A 15,088-nucleotide genomic window follows, 5' to 3' on the forward strand; every position below is an offset into this window, starting at 1 on the left:
CTCCCTCAGCGCCGCAGCTTGTAGCCGAAGCCGCGGACCGTCTCGATGCGGTCGGCTCCGATCTTCTTGCGCAGCCGCTGGACGCAGAGGTCGACGACCCGGGTGTCGCCGTCCCAGCCGTAGTCCCAGACGTTGCGCAGCAGGCTCTGGCGGTCGAGCACGATCCCGGGGTGGGCGGAGAACTCCAGGAGCAGCCGCAGTTCGGACGGGGCCAGGGCGATCTGCCGCCCGTCCCGGCGTACTTCGAGGGCCGCGGGGTCGATGGTCAGGTCGCCGAACGCGAGCAGTCCGGCCGTCTCCGGAGCATCGGGGCCGGCGGGCGGTGGGGCGGCGGCGGAGGCCCGGCGGAGCAGGGAGCGGATGCGGGCGACCAGGACGGCGGTGTCGACGGGCTTGACCACGTAGTCGTCGGCCCCCGCCTCCAGCCCGGAGACCACGTCGAGGGCGTCACCGCGCGCGGACATCATGAGGATCGGGGCGGTGCTGGTCTCCCTGATCCGGCGGCAGAGCCCGATGCCGTCCAGGGCCGGCAGCATGACGTCGAGCAGCAGCAGGTCGTGGTGCCTCGCGCGGAAGAGCTCCAGCCCGGTCAGCCCGTCGCCCGCGACGTCCACGCGGTAGCCGTAGCGTTCCAGCGCCATCGCGACGGACTTGCGGATCACCTCGTCGTCCTCGACGAGCAGGATCGTCACGGGGGTGGGCTCGGACTCAGGCAGGGGCATGCGTCGCATCCATCGGGGGTGATCGGCGGGCCTCCCATCATGCCTCACCTCCGGCAGCCGGCAGGGCCTCCCCCACCTGGGGTGGGAGAGGCCCTGTCCTTCGACGTGCCGGGTCGATCTGCCCTCGGGTCTGATCCGGGCGAACTTCTCCGCCAGGACGGGACCCAGGTGGTCGACGTCGTCGTCCGTTCGTCTTTCCCCCTGGGATCAGCGTGACCCGTCCCGCCCGGTCCGGCCGCGCAGCGACGGCAGACCGATGGTGCGGCAGCATTCGGCCATGACTCGCCGTCCCTGGAGTCGTGGTGACGCTGGGAGACAGGGGCCCCTCGCGAGGCCCGTCCCGCTACTTGTTCACGACGACGACGGCGTTGCCGACCTTGCGTTCCGTGGGGCCGCTCGCGGTCCAGCTGTCCATGGGGCGGTTGGAGAGGGCGCCCTTGGTGACGAGGGTGGTGTCGCCGCCGATGCCCAGGCTGAGCGCGTCCTTGGCCCCGAGCCACTTCATGACCTCGGCGGCCTCCTGGGCCGTGACGCCCACGCTGTTCTGGGGGTCGCGCCCGTCGATGGTGACCAGGAGGAGCTCGCCGGCGGCGGTGACGCCCGCGAGGGTGCGGGGGTGGCGCTCGACGACGGCGCTGCCCGGGGTGCCCCACACGGGGTCGTACATGCCGTTGGCCACGGTGTTGACCAGGACCTCGCCGTTGCGGACCAGGGCGGGACCGCCGCCCGCGACCGCCGAGAAGGTCGGGCCGGTCACCGACTTGCCCTGGGAGTCGGTGATGGAGGTGCCGGGCTTGAAGGTCTCACCGACGGCCGCGTGGGCGCGCAGCCAGTCCGCCCCGGTGCCGATGCCCTGCAGGATCCTGCTGCCCGCGGGGATGGGACCGCCGGTCGCCCGGATCTCCGTGACCTTCCAGGTGCCGTCCATGACGACGTCGACGCTCTTGGCGGCGTCCGGTCGCGGCGTCTGCGTCCCCCACTCGGGCCGGAAGATCACCACTTCGTCGTCGTCGACGCAGAGGGCCCCCCGCCACGGCCTGGTCTCGGGGTCGGCGCCCTTCCCGTCGAGGCGGTGGTCCGCGCCGATGCCGCCGCAGCCGCGGATCCGGCCGGGCATCCGGTTGATGCCGTCGATCTGGCGCACCTGGCCGTCGGCGGCGGTCACCTGCGTCCTGGAGGTGACCTCGTCGACCCGGACCCGGGCGCCCGCGCCCTCCAGGAGCAGGGCGGTGCGGCCGTTGTTGGCCTCGCTGAGGAGGTTGTTGCCCGTGACGTAGAGCCCCTCGGGGTCTCCGCCGAAGCCGGAGTGGTTCGCGTTGGTCGGCGAGTCGATGTCGAACTCGGATCCGTTGACGGCGACGAGGGCGCCGGCGGCCGTGGCCATGTCGCGGACCGTCTGCGCCGTGCTGACGTCCTGTCCGTGCACGGCCTTGAAGGCGACGTTCGCGGTGGGGTCGACCTTGACGACCTGCACCTGCCAGGGCCCGGTGCCGGGCGAGCCGTCCTGGGCCGTGTAGACGGTACGGGCGGCGTACCCGGAGGTCTCCAGCCAGCCCTTCAGCCGGTTCGCCGCGGCCTGGTCTCCGGCGTCGAACCGCCCGACCCGCACCATGTTCTCCGGCAGGGAGCCGCCGCTTCCGGTCAGTACGGGCACCTGCCGGGTATCGACGCGGCCGGCGAACCCCTTGTCGGCCAGGTCGGCGACCATGGCGTCGGCGTACGTCCTGTTGCCGACCCGCCAGCTCTTGCCGCCCGGCCAACCGATCTCCAGCTCGACCGACCACAGGTCGGTGGCCCGGCCCTGGCTGAACTTCTGGTACGTCACCCCGGGCGCTATGTCCTGGGCGGGCTCCACGACCGTTTCGAGGTCGGCGGGGCCCAACGGCATGTGCTCCGCCGTGACGTCCGATTCCTCTGCCACGGCCGACGCACCGGGCGGCAGCATGATCATCGACGTCAGTGCGACGGCGGCCGCGAGGCCGCGACGAAGTCTGGGCAAGACTCTCCTCAGATAGGCGAAACGATTCAGCAGACGGCACGGCAGCCTGGCCGGGGCGGTCGCACCGGCCACGCCCTCTCGTGACGGGCCGGGTCAGCGTACGAGGCCGGACCGGGCGCACACGCCTCGGGGCGACGCGTCCGGCCTGCCCCTGTGACAAGCAACCGCCGCCTTGAGACCCTTGCCCCATGGGGGACTTGAGGGATCTTGAGGTGAATCGTCGGGTAGATGTCGGGCCCGGCCCCGCGGCCCGCTCCGAGGCCGGCCCCGCGGTCGACTCCTTGGCCGAGCCCGAGACCGGCCCCGGGGTCGACTCCCGGACAGGTGTCGACGCCCGCCCCGGGACAGCGGGGAGCAGCCTTCCGCGCCGCGGCGGGCATCTCGGCGTGGCCGTCCCCGTGCTCCTGGCGGCCTGGGGGCTCGCGGGGGCGGGGATCGTGCTCGCCGTCCTGGCGGGCGGGCCCTGGAGCAGCGATCAGGGGTTCTTCCTCGTCGACACCGCCGACGCGCTCGTCTACGGGCTCGTCGCGGCCGTCGTGCTCGGCCGACGCCTGCATCCGGTGGGCTGGCTGGTCGCCCTGACGGCGCTGGGCACCGGGATCTCCGCCGTCGTCGCGCAGCTGGGGATCATGGCGACGGCCTCGGGGGACGGCCCGCCGCCGGGGTGGGTGGTCCTGCAGAGCACGGCCTGGGTGCCGGGCACCCTGGCGCTGATGCTCGTCGTGCCGTACCTACTGACCGAGGAACGGCCGACGCGCGCCGCTCGCGCCGCGATCGGCGTCGGCGCGGGCACCATCGGCGCCACCCTCCTCGTCCGGCTCACCGACCCCTGGCCGTGGCCCGCGCCGGGCGGGTCCTTCTCGCCGTTCGCGGTCCGCAGCGAGGTGTGGGCGCGGCTCGCGGAGCCCGCCGACCGGTGGATCCAGCTGGCCGTCGTCGTGCTCGGCCTCACCGCCGCGGGGCACGCGGCCCGGCACCGGTACCGGGATCCGGCCGCCCGGGGTCTCGGCTGGCTCGCCGTCGGCGTCGCGCTGATCTCCTCGACGTTCGTCCCGCTGCTCTTCTGGGCGGAGGGCGAACCCGGCCCGGCCGTCGGCCTCTTCACCACGCTCGCCCACCTGGCCTCGCAGGCGTTCTTCCCGGCCGCCATCCTGGTCACGGTCCTGCGCCGGCGGATGTTCGGCATCGACCTGGCGGTCAGCCGGACCCTGCCGTGGGCGCTCCTCACCGGCGTGCTGGTGGCGGGCTACCTCGGCACGGTCGCGGTCCTCGGGCTGCTGCTGCCGGGCGACGACGGCATGGTCCGGGTACTGGCCGCCGCCGTGACCGGGGCCGGGGTCCAGCCCGTGCGCGCCCGGCTGCAACGGCGCGTGGACCGGCTCGTGTACGGGGAGGCGGCCGCGCCGGCGCTCAGCCGGGTCGGGCGGCACCTGGGAAGCGCGGGGAGCCCGGCGGAGTCGCTCGCGGGGATGGCGGAGTCGATCGCGGCCTCCTTCCATCTGGGTGACGTGCGGATCGTCGACGCCGCCGAGGGCGGGGCCACGGATCGGGACGGGCACGCGGACGTGCCGGACGCCGTCGCGGTGCCGCTGGTCGTCCGAGGGGAACGGGTCGGCCTGCTGCTCGTGACGCCGCGCCCCGGTGAGCGTCTCGACCGGCGGGCCCGCGCGGGCCTCGACGAGGTGGCGCCGCTGGTCGCCACCGCCGTGCGGCTGGCCGCCGTCACGCGGGCGCTGCGGGAGTCGCGCGGGCGGCTCGCCGCGGCGCGCGACGAGGAACGGCGGGTGCTGCGCCGCGAGTTGCACGACGAGATCGGGCCCGCCCTGGCCGGCATCGGGCTCGCGCTCTCCGCCGCCCGCAACCTGCTGCCGGACGGCGCGGACCGGGCCGACGAGCTGCTGGCCCGCCTACGGGGCGAGGTCGACGCGCGAGGGGAGGAGGTGCGGGTGCTCGCGCGCGGCCTCGTGCCACCGGTCCTGGCCGAGCTGGGCCTGGTCGCGGCGCTCCGGGAACTGGTCATGCGCTACGAGGCGGACGGGCTGACCGTGCTCGTACGGGAAGAGGGCGACGGGCTCGACGGCACGCCTCAGGAGGTCGCGGGCGCGGTGTACGCGATCGTCGCGGAGGCCATGCGCAATGTGGCGCGGCACGCGCACGCCCGGCTGTGCACGGTCGAACTCCGCTTGGTCGAGGGGCTGTTGAACGTGTCGGTGCAGGACGACGGCAGGGGCATGCCGCAGGATGTGCGGCACGGGGTCGGCACGGTCTCGATCCGTGAACGGGCCGAGGCCGTCGGCGGGACCGCCTCCTGGCACCCGGGCGGGGCCGGCCGGGGCACCCGGCTGGAACTGAGGCTCCCGTGCTGAGGGTCATGGTCGTGGACGACCATCCGGTCTTCCGGCTGGGGATGTCGGCGCTGCTCGGTTCGCTGGCGGGTCTCGAGGTCGTGGGTGAGGAGGCCTCGACGGAGGCGGCGGTGGCGACGGCGGCAGCCCGCGCGCCGGACGTCGTGGTGATGGACCTGCACCTGGGTGAGGCGGCCTCGTCGGGGGTGGAGGCGACGCGCGAGATCCTGCGGATCCTGCCGCGGGCGGGGGTGCTCGTGGTGACGATGCTGGACGACGACGACTCGGTCTTCGCGGCGATGCGGGCGGGCGCCCGGGGATACCTCCTGAAGGGGGCGGGCGCGGCGGAGATCGAGCGGGCGGTCCGGGCCGTCGCCAACGGTGAGGTCATCCTGGGCCCCGCCGTGGCCGGCCGGGCGATGGCGTACCTGCTGGGTCACGCGGGGTGGGGCGGGCCGGTGCCGCTGCCCGAACTGACCTCGCGGGAGCGGGAGGTGCTGGACCTGGTGGCCCGCGGTCTGGACAACCTCGCGATCTCGCGGCGGCTGACCCTCAGCCCGAAGACGGTGCGCAACCATCTGTCCAGCATCCTCGCGAAGCTGCAGGCGGCGACGCGGGCGGAGGCCATCGTGCGCGCCCGGCAGTCGGGCCTGGGCGGCGGACCGTGACGGGGTGGGGCGGCGGAGCCGGACCGTGAGCGGGTGGGGCGGCGGGCCGGGGGCCCGGCCCGCCGCCCGGCGGTCACACCCAGCGGATGGAGGACGCCTCGTCGTCCATCCATCCCCCGCTCCACGGCCCTTCCACGGTGCGGCCGGACGTGCGGGTGTTGAACCAGCTGTTCTCGTAGTAGATGCCGTGGCAGCCGGAGTACTCCTGGGCCGAGCCGATCTCGTCGCCCCAGTTGAAGTTGGTGTTGTCGTTGAAGTAGCGGAGGTTGCCCTCCTCGAACTCGACGGTGCCCCAGTCGCCGTCGCATCCGTGGTCCTTGACGAAGGTGAACGAGTGCCCGGCGAAGTTCGCGTCGTTGTAGACCACGGCGATGACCGTCGCCCCGGTCGCCCCGAGGCCCTTGGCGCCGGCCGCCGCGTCGAGCTGTCGCTGCGTCACCGTCCGCGCCCCGGCCGGGAGGCGCACGGCGCCGTTCGTCGCGTGGGCGATGGCCTCCGCGAAGGTGTCGAAACAGGTCGCGGCCCGTTGGCCCGGGCGCACCGTGCAGTGCTGCTTGCCGCCGTCGGCGCCGGTCGTGGCCGCGGCGGCGCCCGAGGGGGCCGCCAGGGTCATGAGGGCCGCCACGGCGACCGCGCCGGCCAGGGCCGAGTTGCGTGATACGGACATCGTCGATGCCTCACCGTCTACGGAGCGCGGCGAATCCGCGCCGTCGTCCTCCACCCTCGCCCGACGCGTGTCCCCCGCACATGGGGCAGGTGTCCCGACCCCGCGGGACGTGCCGAGGGGGACCCGCCGTCAGCTCGTCGCCCGGATCGCGGTCCTGATCAGATCGGCGACCCGGGTGGGCTCGGAGAGGTGGACGGCATGGGAGGCGTCGGGGAGCTCGACGGCCGCGGCGCCGGCGCGTCGGGCGCCGAAGCGCTGGACCTGGGGGCCGATCGTGCGGTCGGCCCCGGCCACCAGGGCCCAGCACGGCTTCGTGCGCCAGGCCGCCGTCGGCACCGTCTCGGTGAAGGCGGCCGTGGCGAGCGGGCGTTGGGCCGCCGCCAGGACCCCGGCGACGTCCTCGGGCAGGTCCGCCGCGAAGACCAGGGGAAAGGCCGTCTCGTCGATGGTGAGCTCGACCGAGGAGTCGCCGTCGAGGAGCGGGTACGTCCATTCCTTCAGGTCGGTCTTCGGCGGGGCGCCGGGGAAGCGCCCCTGGAGTGCGGCGAGGCTCTCGCCCTCGCGGGGGACGTACGCGGCCACGTAGACGAGCCCGACCACGTTCTCGGCGGCGCCCGCCACGGTGATCAGCGCACCGCCGTAGGCGTGGCCGACGAGGACGGCCGGCCCTTCGACCTGCGCGAGGACGGAGGCGAGGTAGGCGGCGTCGGACGTGAGGCCCCGCAGCGGGTTCGGCGGGGCGAGCACCGGCACCCCGCTGCTCCGCAGTTCCGCGATGACGCCTATCCAGCCTGTCGCGTCGGCGAAGGCGCCGTGCACGAGGACGACGGTGGGCAGGGGCATGCGGGTTCTCTTCTCGGTGTCGGGCGCGGTCCGGGCGGGGCGGCGAGAGGCGCGTGCGGTGGTTACTCACGGTAGGTTCGAGGCGTGCCGGGTCTTGTCCGTACGCGCATCCGCACCGGCACGGCGGCGCAGACCCGGGCATGCGGGAACGTGCGCACGGACGGCTCCGGCCGTCCCCGGCTCCGGCCGTCCCCGACTCAGGACGGCACCGGCTCAGGACGGCACCGGCCCGAAGGCCGAGGTCGCCAGGGCCTGCCATTCGCTGGGGCTCATGCCGTAGGCGCCCCGGAACGTGCGACTGAAGTGCGAGGGGCTGTTGAAGCCCCAGCGGTGCGCCATCGCGGCCATGGTGATCCTGCGGTGGGACCTGCCGAGCTCGAGCCGGCAGAACTCGAGCCTGCGGTGCCGCACCCACTGGCTCACCGTGCTGCCGTCGTTCTGGAACAGCTTCTGCAGGTAGCGGACGGAGATGTGGTGGGCGCGCGCGATCGACTCCGGCGAGAGGTCCGGGTCCATCAGGTGTTCCTCGATGTGGGCGTGGATGCGGTTCAGCATCGCGCCGCCCGTCCCGGACGCGTCGGCGTCCCGGTCCGTCGTGTCCGCCGCGAGGAGCTCCATGACCAGGACGGAGAGGAGGTGCACGGCTGTCCGGGCGCGCCGGTCGCCGATCGAGGACCTGCGGAACTCCGCTTCGGCGGCGAGCGCGGTGAGGAAGTCGGACACGAGCGCCCCGAGCCCTGCCCCGCCGCGGACCGGCACGCCGAGCACCTGGTCCAACTCCGGTTCCGAGACGCCCAGATAGCAGCGGGGAACCCGGAAGAAGATCATCTGGCAGTCGTCGCCGAAGCGCAGCGGGCGCTGTCGGGACGGGTCGCAGAAGACGAGGTCGTCGGGCTCCAGCCGGGTCCGGGTGGGGCCGTGGACGACGGTGACGGGGCCGCGGACGTGGACGGCCAGGTAGACGTGGTTCCGGTCGTCCGCCTCCGGCATCTCGGACCGCACCTGGACCAGCCACCCCCCGTCGACGCCGGGCGAGGCGGGTTCGGGCGCCTGCCGGGACGCCTGTTCGGGCACGGGTGACATCAGGGTGAGGGGCATGGGGACTCCTGGCCGTACGGTGCGTGCGGGCCGGCGTGCGCAGCGGGCCGGACCCGGCGGGAAGGGTCGGACACGGTCTCGGGCGTGTCCGGAAGGCAGTGCCGCGAGCCCTGCGGGACTCTCCGGACACGACCTAGGTCCGGCTCTCCGGCTCCTCGGCCAGGAACTTCTCCACGACGGCGTTGAAGGCCGGCGGGTTCTCCAGGAAGGGGAAGTGCGAGCTCGCCACGTCGGCGGTGAAGACGTGCAGGCGGGCCCCGGGGATCCGTTCGGCGACGAAGCGCTGTGAGTCGGGGTGCACATGGCTTCCCTCGCAGCCGATGACGAGGGTGGGCACGTCGATCCGGGGCAGTACGTCGCGCCAGTCCTGCGCGCAGTGGTCGAAGAGCAGCGGGACGCCCGCGTAGGCGGGGGTCGACCGGATCTCCTCGGCGACGAAGGCCGCCACCTCCGGGTCGGGCGTGCCGGAGAACATGCCGCGCACGAAGTCGGCGCGGACCGTGTCGCCCTGCGGCCCGGCGAGCGCCGCGCACAGGGTCAGCAGCCCCGGCACGTCGAAGACGGCACCGGAGTCCCGCTGTTCGCGCGCGGTCGTCCAGGGCACGGCGGCGACCGCTGCGGGCTGGTCGACGGCGATGAGGCGCCGGATGCGTCCGGTCCCGTACTGGTCGACGAAGCTCCACCACACCGAGGCGCCCATGGACCAGCCGAGCGCGTCGAAGCGGTCCAGCCCGAGGTGGTCGACGAGTTCGAGGACGTCCCGGGAGAACCGGGCGACGCGGTAGCCGTGCCGCGGCTTGGCGGACACCCCGTGGCCGCGGAAGTCGACGGTGACGACGCGCCGTCCGGGCGCCAGGCCCTCGACCTGGTGGCGGAACATCGCCTGGGTCTGCCCCCAGCCGTGCAGCATCAGCAGCGGGACGCCCTCGCCTCCGGTGTCCCGGTACGCGAGCCGCACGCCGTCCGTCGTGATCAGTTCCCTCATGGCCTCTTCCCTGGTCAGAGGCGGTTTTTCAGGTCCGCCCGGCACGAACATCATCGAATGGGGCCCGCCGCCCGCACCACCGCGAGCTGTAGGAATCGGGCCGCCGGTCCTCCTCGCTTTGTCGAACCGGCCCCGCCGGGCGCACCGGGTCCGCCGTCAGCGCGCCCCGGCGCCCTCCGGGGCGAGGAGCTCCTCGATCCTGAGGCCGAGGTGCAGGGTGAGCCGGTGGGCACCGTCGTCGAGGTCGAGGCCGGTGATCTCCCCGATCCGGCGCAGCCGGTAGTAGAGCGAGGTGCGGTGGATGCCCAGCGCGTCGGCGGTTCGGGGAATCGATCCCGCGTGTTCGAGGAAGCAGCGCAGGGTGTCCCGCAGGCGGTCGCCGCCGTGGGCCGCGGTGAGGGTGCGGAGGGGTTCCGGCACCAGGGAGGCGTTCAGGGCGTGCTCGGGGAGCTGGAGGAGTACGGCGAGCTCCCCGAGCCGTTCCCAGTCGCCGGTGCTCCGCAGGGCGGGCAGCCGGCGGGCGGCGCGGGCCGCCACGAGGGCCTGTTCGTACGAGGTGCGGGCGTCGGCCGGGCGGGGGTGCCGCCCGCCGACACCGATCACGGGGTCGGCCGACGGGCCGAGGAAGGTGCGGAGTTCGCCGAGGATGCGGGCGGACTGCGCGGTGACCTCGTCCGGGAGGGGCGGGCGGTCGCGGAGCTGGAGCAGGGTGGCCCGCTCCTGGCCGATGGCGATGAGGCCCTGGGCGGAGCGGGTCTGCCGGAACCCCTCCAGCGCCCCCCACAGGGCGGCCTCCGACTGACGGACGAGCTCGGTCCCGCAGCTCAGCTGGACGACGGTGACGAGGACGTGCTCGGCCGCTCCGAGGAGTCCGAGTTCCCTGCCCCGCCGGTGTGCGGCGGTGCGCTCGGCGACGTCCGGGCCGACGAGTTCGAGGGCCAGGTCGCGTTCGGCGGCCTTCCTGGTGTCGGCGGCGATCTGCTCGCCGTACATCCGGGCCGCCATGGCGTCCGAGGCGCGGGCGATGAGGGCCGTGTCCTGTTCGCCCAGCGCCTTCTCGGGCACGACCACCACGAGCAGCCCGAGCAGGTGGCCGCGCTCGCGCAGCGGCACGACGTAGCGGGGCAGCAGTCCGAGGTCGTCGCGGCCGTCGATGAACCCGGGCCTGGACCACTGGGTGACGCCCTGGGCGAGGACGTACCGGATGGTCGCGTTGTCGGCGCGGCCCTGGAGGAGGGTGCCGATGCGCACCGGGTCCTCGTCGCCGAAGTGACGGCTTGTGCAGACCATGCGGACCAGCGGGTCGTCGACGGCGACGGACCGGCCGAGCCGCTCCGCGAGTTCGTCGACGAGCGCCTGCAGCTCGGGGCTGCCGGGGCGGGCTCGCTGGAGCCTTACGGTCATGCGCTGTTCCTCTCTCGACCCACAGCTGCCCGCGGAGTCCCTCGTTCCACGGTTCTTGATCATTCTGAGGAGGGGACGGCGCCGGCACATCGCACGAACCGTGCATTGTCGTGACGCGCACGGGGGATGCGAAGCGACTACTCTCCGCTGTCGCGGTGCCGGACGAGCCGGGTCAGCTCGGCGCGCGAGGTGATGTCCAGCTTGGTGAAGGCGCGGCGCAGGTGGGAACCGACCGTGTGCGGCGACAGGGAGAGGTGCTCGGCCACCTGGAGGTTGGTCAGCCCCTGGGCCACGCGCCGGACCACGCGCAGTTCCGCGGCGGTCAGTTCGGGCCACGCGTCACAGACCCCGGCCGGCGCGGGGCGGCGGCGGACGCCGACGGCCCGCAGGCGTCGCCGGACGCGTGCGGCGTCCCGCTCGGCGCCCGCTCGCGCGTAGAGCGCGAGGGCGGTGTCGAGGTACGGCACCGCTTCGGCCCTGCGGGTGGTCGCCAGTCTGCGGCCGGCGTCCTCCAGCGCCGATGCCCGGGCCAGCACCCTGGGGCAGTCCTCGTACAGGCGGACGGCGCGCAGGAGCGGGGCGAGGTCGTTGTCGAGGAGTCCCCGGGCGTGGGCGGCACCGGCGGCGAGGAGGGTGAGTTCGGGGTTGAGCACGGCGCGCCGCTCGGCCACGGCGACCGCCCGCTCGGCCCGCTCGTGCGCGCCGGCGCGCAGGGCCAGCCGGACGAGCACCGGGGCGTCGGCCGGGTCGAGCGAGCCGGCGAAGTCGCGCCGGTCCGTCGCGGGCGCCGCCATCGCCTCGTCGAGTTCGGCCATGGCGCGGTCGGGCCGGCCTTCCGCGTCGGCCAGAAGGGCCAGCAGCCAGGCGCCGACGTAGCGGACGGCGGGTGCGGCGTCGCTCCGCATGCGCCGCGCCTCCACCGCGTACGCGCGTGCGGTCCGCCGGTCGTCGGTGTGCAGGGCGACGCGCATCATCGCGTACCGCAGGGTGACGTCGGCGAGGTTGCCCGGGCCGGGGTCGTCGGTGAGCGCGGACGCGGCCTCGGCGTCGGCGCGGGCCTCCGCCAGCCGTCCGGCGTCCAGGAGGACGCGGGTGCGGAGCATGAGCCACATGCGGGTGGCGGCCGTCCGGCCCTGCTCACCCGTGGCTCGGATGCCGTCCTCGGTGGCGGCGAGCGCCTCGGCGGAGCGCCCGGCGGCGTTCGACAGGAAGGCGTGCCAGAGGGCTTCCGGCACCCACAGCGAGGTGCCGATGCCGAGGGCGTCGGCGAGCGCGGCGGACCGCCGGGCCTGCCGGAACGCCTCGGTCCAGTCCATCCGGTGGTAGGGCACCACCGAGCGGACCGTGGTCAGCGTGGCCTCGGCGTCGCGGTCCCCCGCCGCGGCGGCGATCTCCCGCGCCTCCGTGGCGACCCGGTCGGCGGCCTGCCGCTCGCCGGCCATCGCCAGGCCGAGGGCGAGCAGGGCGAGGAGCCGGCCCCGCAGGGCCACGGGGACCCCGGGTCTGGCCGCTCCGGCGCGGGCCTGCCGGACCGCCTCGGAGAAGTCGGAGGGGAGGACGAGGCGGGCCAGGGCGAGGCGTATCCGTGCCTCGTCCTCGGGGCCGAGCCCGCCGGGCGCGAGGGCGGCGAGGCCCAGCTCGCGCGCCTGGGCGGCCCGGCCCGTCTGCCAGAGCAGCGGGATGGTCTCCGCGACGACCCGGGGGCGCTCCGGGGCGTCGGCGGGGGTGAGTTCCAGCGCCTTGAGGCTGTGGTCGGCGGCGGCTCCGGGAGCGGCGGCCGCCTGCTCCGCCGCGGCGGTGCGCAGCCGGTCGGCCTCGGCCGCGTCGGAGCGCCGTCGGCGGGCCTCGTCCGCAGCGGAACGGAGTCGGCCGACCTCCGCCCGGTCGGACCTCGGCCGGTCGGTCCCGGGCGCATCGGAGCCCGGTCGACCCCTCTCCACCCCCGCCACACCGGAGTCCGGTCGGCCGAACCCCGCCCCGTCGGACCCCAGCCGGTCCGACCCCGCCGCATCGGAGTCCGGTCGACCCACCCCGGCCTCGTGGGCGGACGGCCGGCCGGCGTCGGCCGCCGCGGAGCCCAGCCGGTCGGCCTCGGCCGCCGCGGACGGTCGCGCGCCCGCGGCCGGTGGCGCCGGGGGCTCGACAGGGGCTGCCGGGCGGGCTGTCGGCACGTGGGCGGCCTGCCGGTGCAGGGCCTGCCGCAGGGGCAGGGGGAGGCCGGCTTCCACCGACTCGCGGATCAGGTCGTGGCGGAAGGCCAGATGGTCGCCCCGCTCGGCGAGCAGGTCGGCGTCGAGGGACTCCCGCACCGCCGTGATGAGCGCCGCCGAGGACCTGCCGAGCAGTTCGGCGAGGAGGGCGACGGTGACGGGACGGCCCACGGACGCCGCCGTCTGCACCAACTCGCGCGCTTCGTCGGAGAGTTGGGCGAGGCGACGCTCGACGGACGGGAGCGATCGGGGGGCCGGTGGCCCGGCCGGCAGCCGGGCCGTGCCGTTCTCGATGGTCACGGCCTCCTCCTCCCGCAGCGAGCCGAGCAGTTCGACCAGCAGTCGAGGCACGCCCTCGGCGCGGTGGGCGGCGCGGAGGACGTCCGGGCCGGGCACGGCGCCCAGGACGTCCTCGGCGATCCGTGCGCTCGCCTCGTCCCCGAGCGGGCCCAGGACCAGTTCGTGCGCGCCCGCCTGCCGGATCCGGTCCAGGGTGGTGCGCACGCCCGGCGGAACGCTCCCGCCGCGCACGGCGACCAGCCACAGGACGGCGTGCGGGGCGAGTCCGGCCGCGAGGGTGTGCAAGGCGAGCAGGGTCAGGTCGTCGCACCACTGGAGGTCGTCGAGGACGACCAGCAGGGGGGCGTCGGCCGCCGCTTCCCGCAGGAGGTCGCCCAGTTCCTGGAGCAGCCAGAACCGCTGGCCGGGCGCCATGGCGAGGTCCCGCAGGCGGGCGGCGCCCGGCAGCGGTTCCGTTCCGGAGAGCAGGCCTTCGAGGAGCGGGCCGAGCGGCACGGACGGCGCGTCGGGGTCGGCCACCCCTTCGAAGACCTTCGCCCCGCGCCGTCGCGCGGAGGCCACGGCCTCCGCGAGGATCCTGGACCGGCCGATGCCCGCCGGGCCCTCGACGCGGACGATGCCGCCCTCGCCCCGGTCGAGCGCGTCGAGCCTCGCCTCGACGAAGGCCAGCTCGGCCTCCCGGCCGCGGACGGGCGTCCGTACACCGCCGGGTTGCTCGGGTACGGTCCGTGTCGTCACTCGGTTCACGCTCATTCCGCCGGCCTGGCCGCACGGGACGGTTCGGGGGTTCGCGTGCGGTACGGCGGATCAGTATGAACGGTTCCCGCGGACGGGGAGCGACGGGGGCCGGGTGGCGCCGGGGGCGCCGACGTCACCCGGCGGGGCGTGGCGGGTGCGTCACTTCGCCAGGAAGGCGAGGAGGGCGGTGTTGACCTCCTCGGCATGGGTCCACAGCAGACCGTGCGGGGCGCCCTCGATCTCGACGTAGTCGGCCGACGGCAGCGCCTTGTGGAAGGGGCGCGCGGTGCCCTCGGCGGGCAGGATGCGGTCGGCCGTGCCGTGCAGGATCAGGGCGGGCACGTCGACGGCGGGGATGTCGGCGCGGAAGTCGGTGTACCAGGTGGCGGGTGCGGCGGACGCGGCGAAGGAGCCGCCCCGGGCGGCGGTGTCCCAGCTGTTGCGGACGGCCTCCTCGCTGATGCGGGTGCCCAGGTTCTCGTCGAGGTTGTAGAAGTCGTCGAAGAAGGCCGTGTAGTAGGCGTAGCGGTCGGCCTTGACGGCGGCGACGACGCCGTCGAAGAACTCCTTCGGGGCCACGCCGTCCGGGTTGTCGTCGCTCTTGAGCAGGCAGGGCTCCAGCGAGGCCAGGAAGGCGACCTTGGCGACCCGGCCGGAACCGTACGTCGACACGTAGCGGGCGACCTCGCCGGTGCCCATCGAGAAGCCGACCAGGACGGCGTCGTTCAGGTCGAGGGTCTCCATCACGGTGTTCAGGTCGGCCGCGAAGGTGTCGTAGTCGTAGCCGGTCGTCGGCTGGGAGGACTGCCCGAAGCCGCGCCGGTCGTAGGTGATCACGCGGTGGCCGGCGTCGAGCAGCGCGGCGCTCTGGCGCTCCCAGGAGTGGCCGTCGAGCGGGAAGCCGTGGATGAGGACGACGGGCTGCCCGGTGCCGTGGTCCTCGTAGTAGAGCTCGACGGGGGTGGTGTTCTCCTGGCCCACGGTGATGTACGGCATGGAGGGCGTCCTCGTTTCGGGTCGGCTGGTCCGCGCGTCGGAGCGGCGCGGTACGCCCGTCACGCTAGGACCGGTCCGGCGCCCTCCCTTGCCGTACGGCGCACCGCGCCTTG

At 74.7% G+C, this 15,088-nt stretch carries 11 protein-coding genes; 2 read left to right on the forward strand and 9 right to left on the reverse strand.

The window, feature by feature from the left end; all coding sequences use genetic code 11:
• Positions 1 to 5 precede the first annotated feature (5 nt).
• Together cseB and OG309_RS04510 are read right to left on the reverse strand one after the other, a co-directional pair.
• Positions 6 to 731, reverse strand: a complete 726-nt coding sequence (gene cseB / locus OG309_RS04505; protein ID WP_329418410.1) for a two-component system response regulator CseB — start codon at positions 729 to 731, stop codon at positions 6 to 8.
• A gap of 334 nt (positions 732 to 1,065) precedes the next feature.
• Positions 1,066 to 2,721 (reverse strand): phosphodiester glycosidase family protein, encoded by a 1,656-nt coding sequence (locus tag OG309_RS04510; RefSeq protein WP_329418411.1) that lies wholly within the window; start codon positions 2,719 to 2,721, stop codon positions 1,066 to 1,068.
• Between the two features lie 212 nt (positions 2,722 to 2,933).
• Here OG309_RS04510 and OG309_RS04515 point away from each other — a divergent pair, with 212 nt between their 5' ends.
• Both OG309_RS04515 and OG309_RS04520 read left to right on the forward strand, forming a co-directional pair.
• Positions 2,934 to 5,087, forward strand: a complete 2,154-nt coding sequence (locus tag OG309_RS04515; protein WP_329418412.1) for an ATP-binding protein — start codon at positions 2,934 to 2,936, stop codon at positions 5,085 to 5,087.
• A 5-nt stretch (positions 5,088 to 5,092) separates the two neighbouring features.
• Positions 5,093 to 5,734: a response regulator transcription factor gene (locus tag OG309_RS04520; protein ID WP_329428128.1), complete on the forward strand. Its 642-nt coding sequence runs from the start codon at positions 5,093 to 5,095 to the stop codon at positions 5,732 to 5,734.
• Between the two features lie 73 nt (positions 5,735 to 5,807).
• Here the strand turns inward: OG309_RS04520 and OG309_RS04525 are convergent, their stop codons facing one another.
• From OG309_RS04525 to OG309_RS04555, 7 genes are all read right to left on the reverse strand, one after another.
• Positions 5,808 to 6,401 (reverse strand): hypothetical protein, encoded by a 594-nt coding sequence (locus OG309_RS04525; protein WP_329418413.1) that lies wholly within the window; start codon positions 6,399 to 6,401, stop codon positions 5,808 to 5,810.
• Positions 6,402 to 6,530: 129 nt separating this feature from the next.
• Positions 6,531 to 7,244 carry an alpha/beta fold hydrolase gene (locus tag OG309_RS04530; RefSeq protein ID WP_329418414.1) on the reverse strand — a complete coding sequence of 238 codons (714 nt, stop codon included), beginning with the start codon at positions 7,242 to 7,244 and terminating at the stop codon, positions 6,531 to 6,533.
• A gap of 213 nt (positions 7,245 to 7,457) precedes the next feature.
• Entirely contained in the window at positions 7,458 to 8,342 is an 885-nt protein-coding gene (locus OG309_RS04535; RefSeq protein ID WP_329418415.1) for a helix-turn-helix domain-containing protein, read from the reverse strand.
• Between the two features lie 133 nt (positions 8,343 to 8,475).
• Complete coding sequence (locus OG309_RS04540) at positions 8,476 to 9,327, reverse strand: alpha/beta fold hydrolase (RefSeq protein ID WP_329418416.1); 852 nt, start codon at positions 9,325 to 9,327, stop codon at positions 8,476 to 8,478.
• Positions 9,328 to 9,483: 156 nt separating this feature from the next.
• Positions 9,484 to 10,731 carry a PucR family transcriptional regulator gene (locus OG309_RS04545; RefSeq protein WP_329418417.1) on the reverse strand — a complete coding sequence of 416 codons (1,248 nt, stop codon included), beginning with the start codon at positions 10,729 to 10,731 and terminating at the stop codon, positions 9,484 to 9,486.
• Between the two features lie 137 nt (positions 10,732 to 10,868).
• Positions 10,869 to 13,994 (reverse strand): helix-turn-helix transcriptional regulator, encoded by a 3,126-nt coding sequence (locus OG309_RS04550; protein ID WP_443067537.1) that lies wholly within the window; start codon positions 13,992 to 13,994, stop codon positions 10,869 to 10,871.
• A gap of 144 nt (positions 13,995 to 14,138) precedes the next feature.
• Complete coding sequence (locus tag OG309_RS04555; RefSeq protein WP_329418419.1) at positions 14,139 to 14,975, reverse strand: alpha/beta fold hydrolase; 837 nt, start codon at positions 14,973 to 14,975, stop codon at positions 14,139 to 14,141.
• Between the last annotated feature and the right edge of the window lie 113 nt (positions 14,976 to 15,088).

It is taken from the genome of Streptomyces sp. NBC_01268 (genome assembly GCF_036240795.1).
Taxonomy (GTDB): Bacteria; Actinomycetota; Actinomycetes; order Streptomycetales; family Streptomycetaceae; genus Streptomyces.

Bases quoted from the DNA above. Each gene is read 5' to 3' on its own strand.
- cseB (WP_329418410.1), bottom strand. From the start codon at position 731: ATGCGACGCATGCCCCTGCCTGAGTCCGAGCCCACCCCCGTGACGATC.
- OG309_RS04520 (WP_329428128.1), top strand. From the start codon at position 5,093: ATGGTCGTGGACGACCATCCGGTCTTCCGGCTGGGGATGTCGGCGCTG.
- OG309_RS04525 (WP_329418413.1), bottom strand. From the start codon at position 6,401: ATGTCCGTATCACGCAACTCGGCCCTGGCCGGCGCGGTCGCCGTGGCG.
- OG309_RS04530 (WP_329418414.1), bottom strand. From the start codon at position 7,244: ATGCCCCTGCCCACCGTCGTCCTCGTGCACGGCGCCTTCGCCGACGCG.
- OG309_RS04535 (WP_329418415.1), bottom strand. From the start codon at position 8,342: ATGCCCCTCACCCTGATGTCACCCGTGCCCGAACAGGCGTCCCGGCAG.
- OG309_RS04540 (WP_329418416.1), bottom strand. From the start codon at position 9,327: ATGAGGGAACTGATCACGACGGACGGCGTGCGGCTCGCGTACCGGGAC.
- OG309_RS04545 (WP_329418417.1), bottom strand. From the start codon at position 10,731: ATGACCGTAAGGCTCCAGCGAGCCCGCCCCGGCAGCCCCGAGCTGCAG.
- OG309_RS04550 (WP_443067537.1), bottom strand. From the start codon at position 13,994: ATGAGCGTGAACCGAGTGACGACACGGACCGTACCCGAGCAACCCGGC.
- OG309_RS04555 (WP_329418419.1), bottom strand. From the start codon at position 14,975: ATGCCGTACATCACCGTGGGCCAGGAGAACACCACCCCCGTCGAGCTC.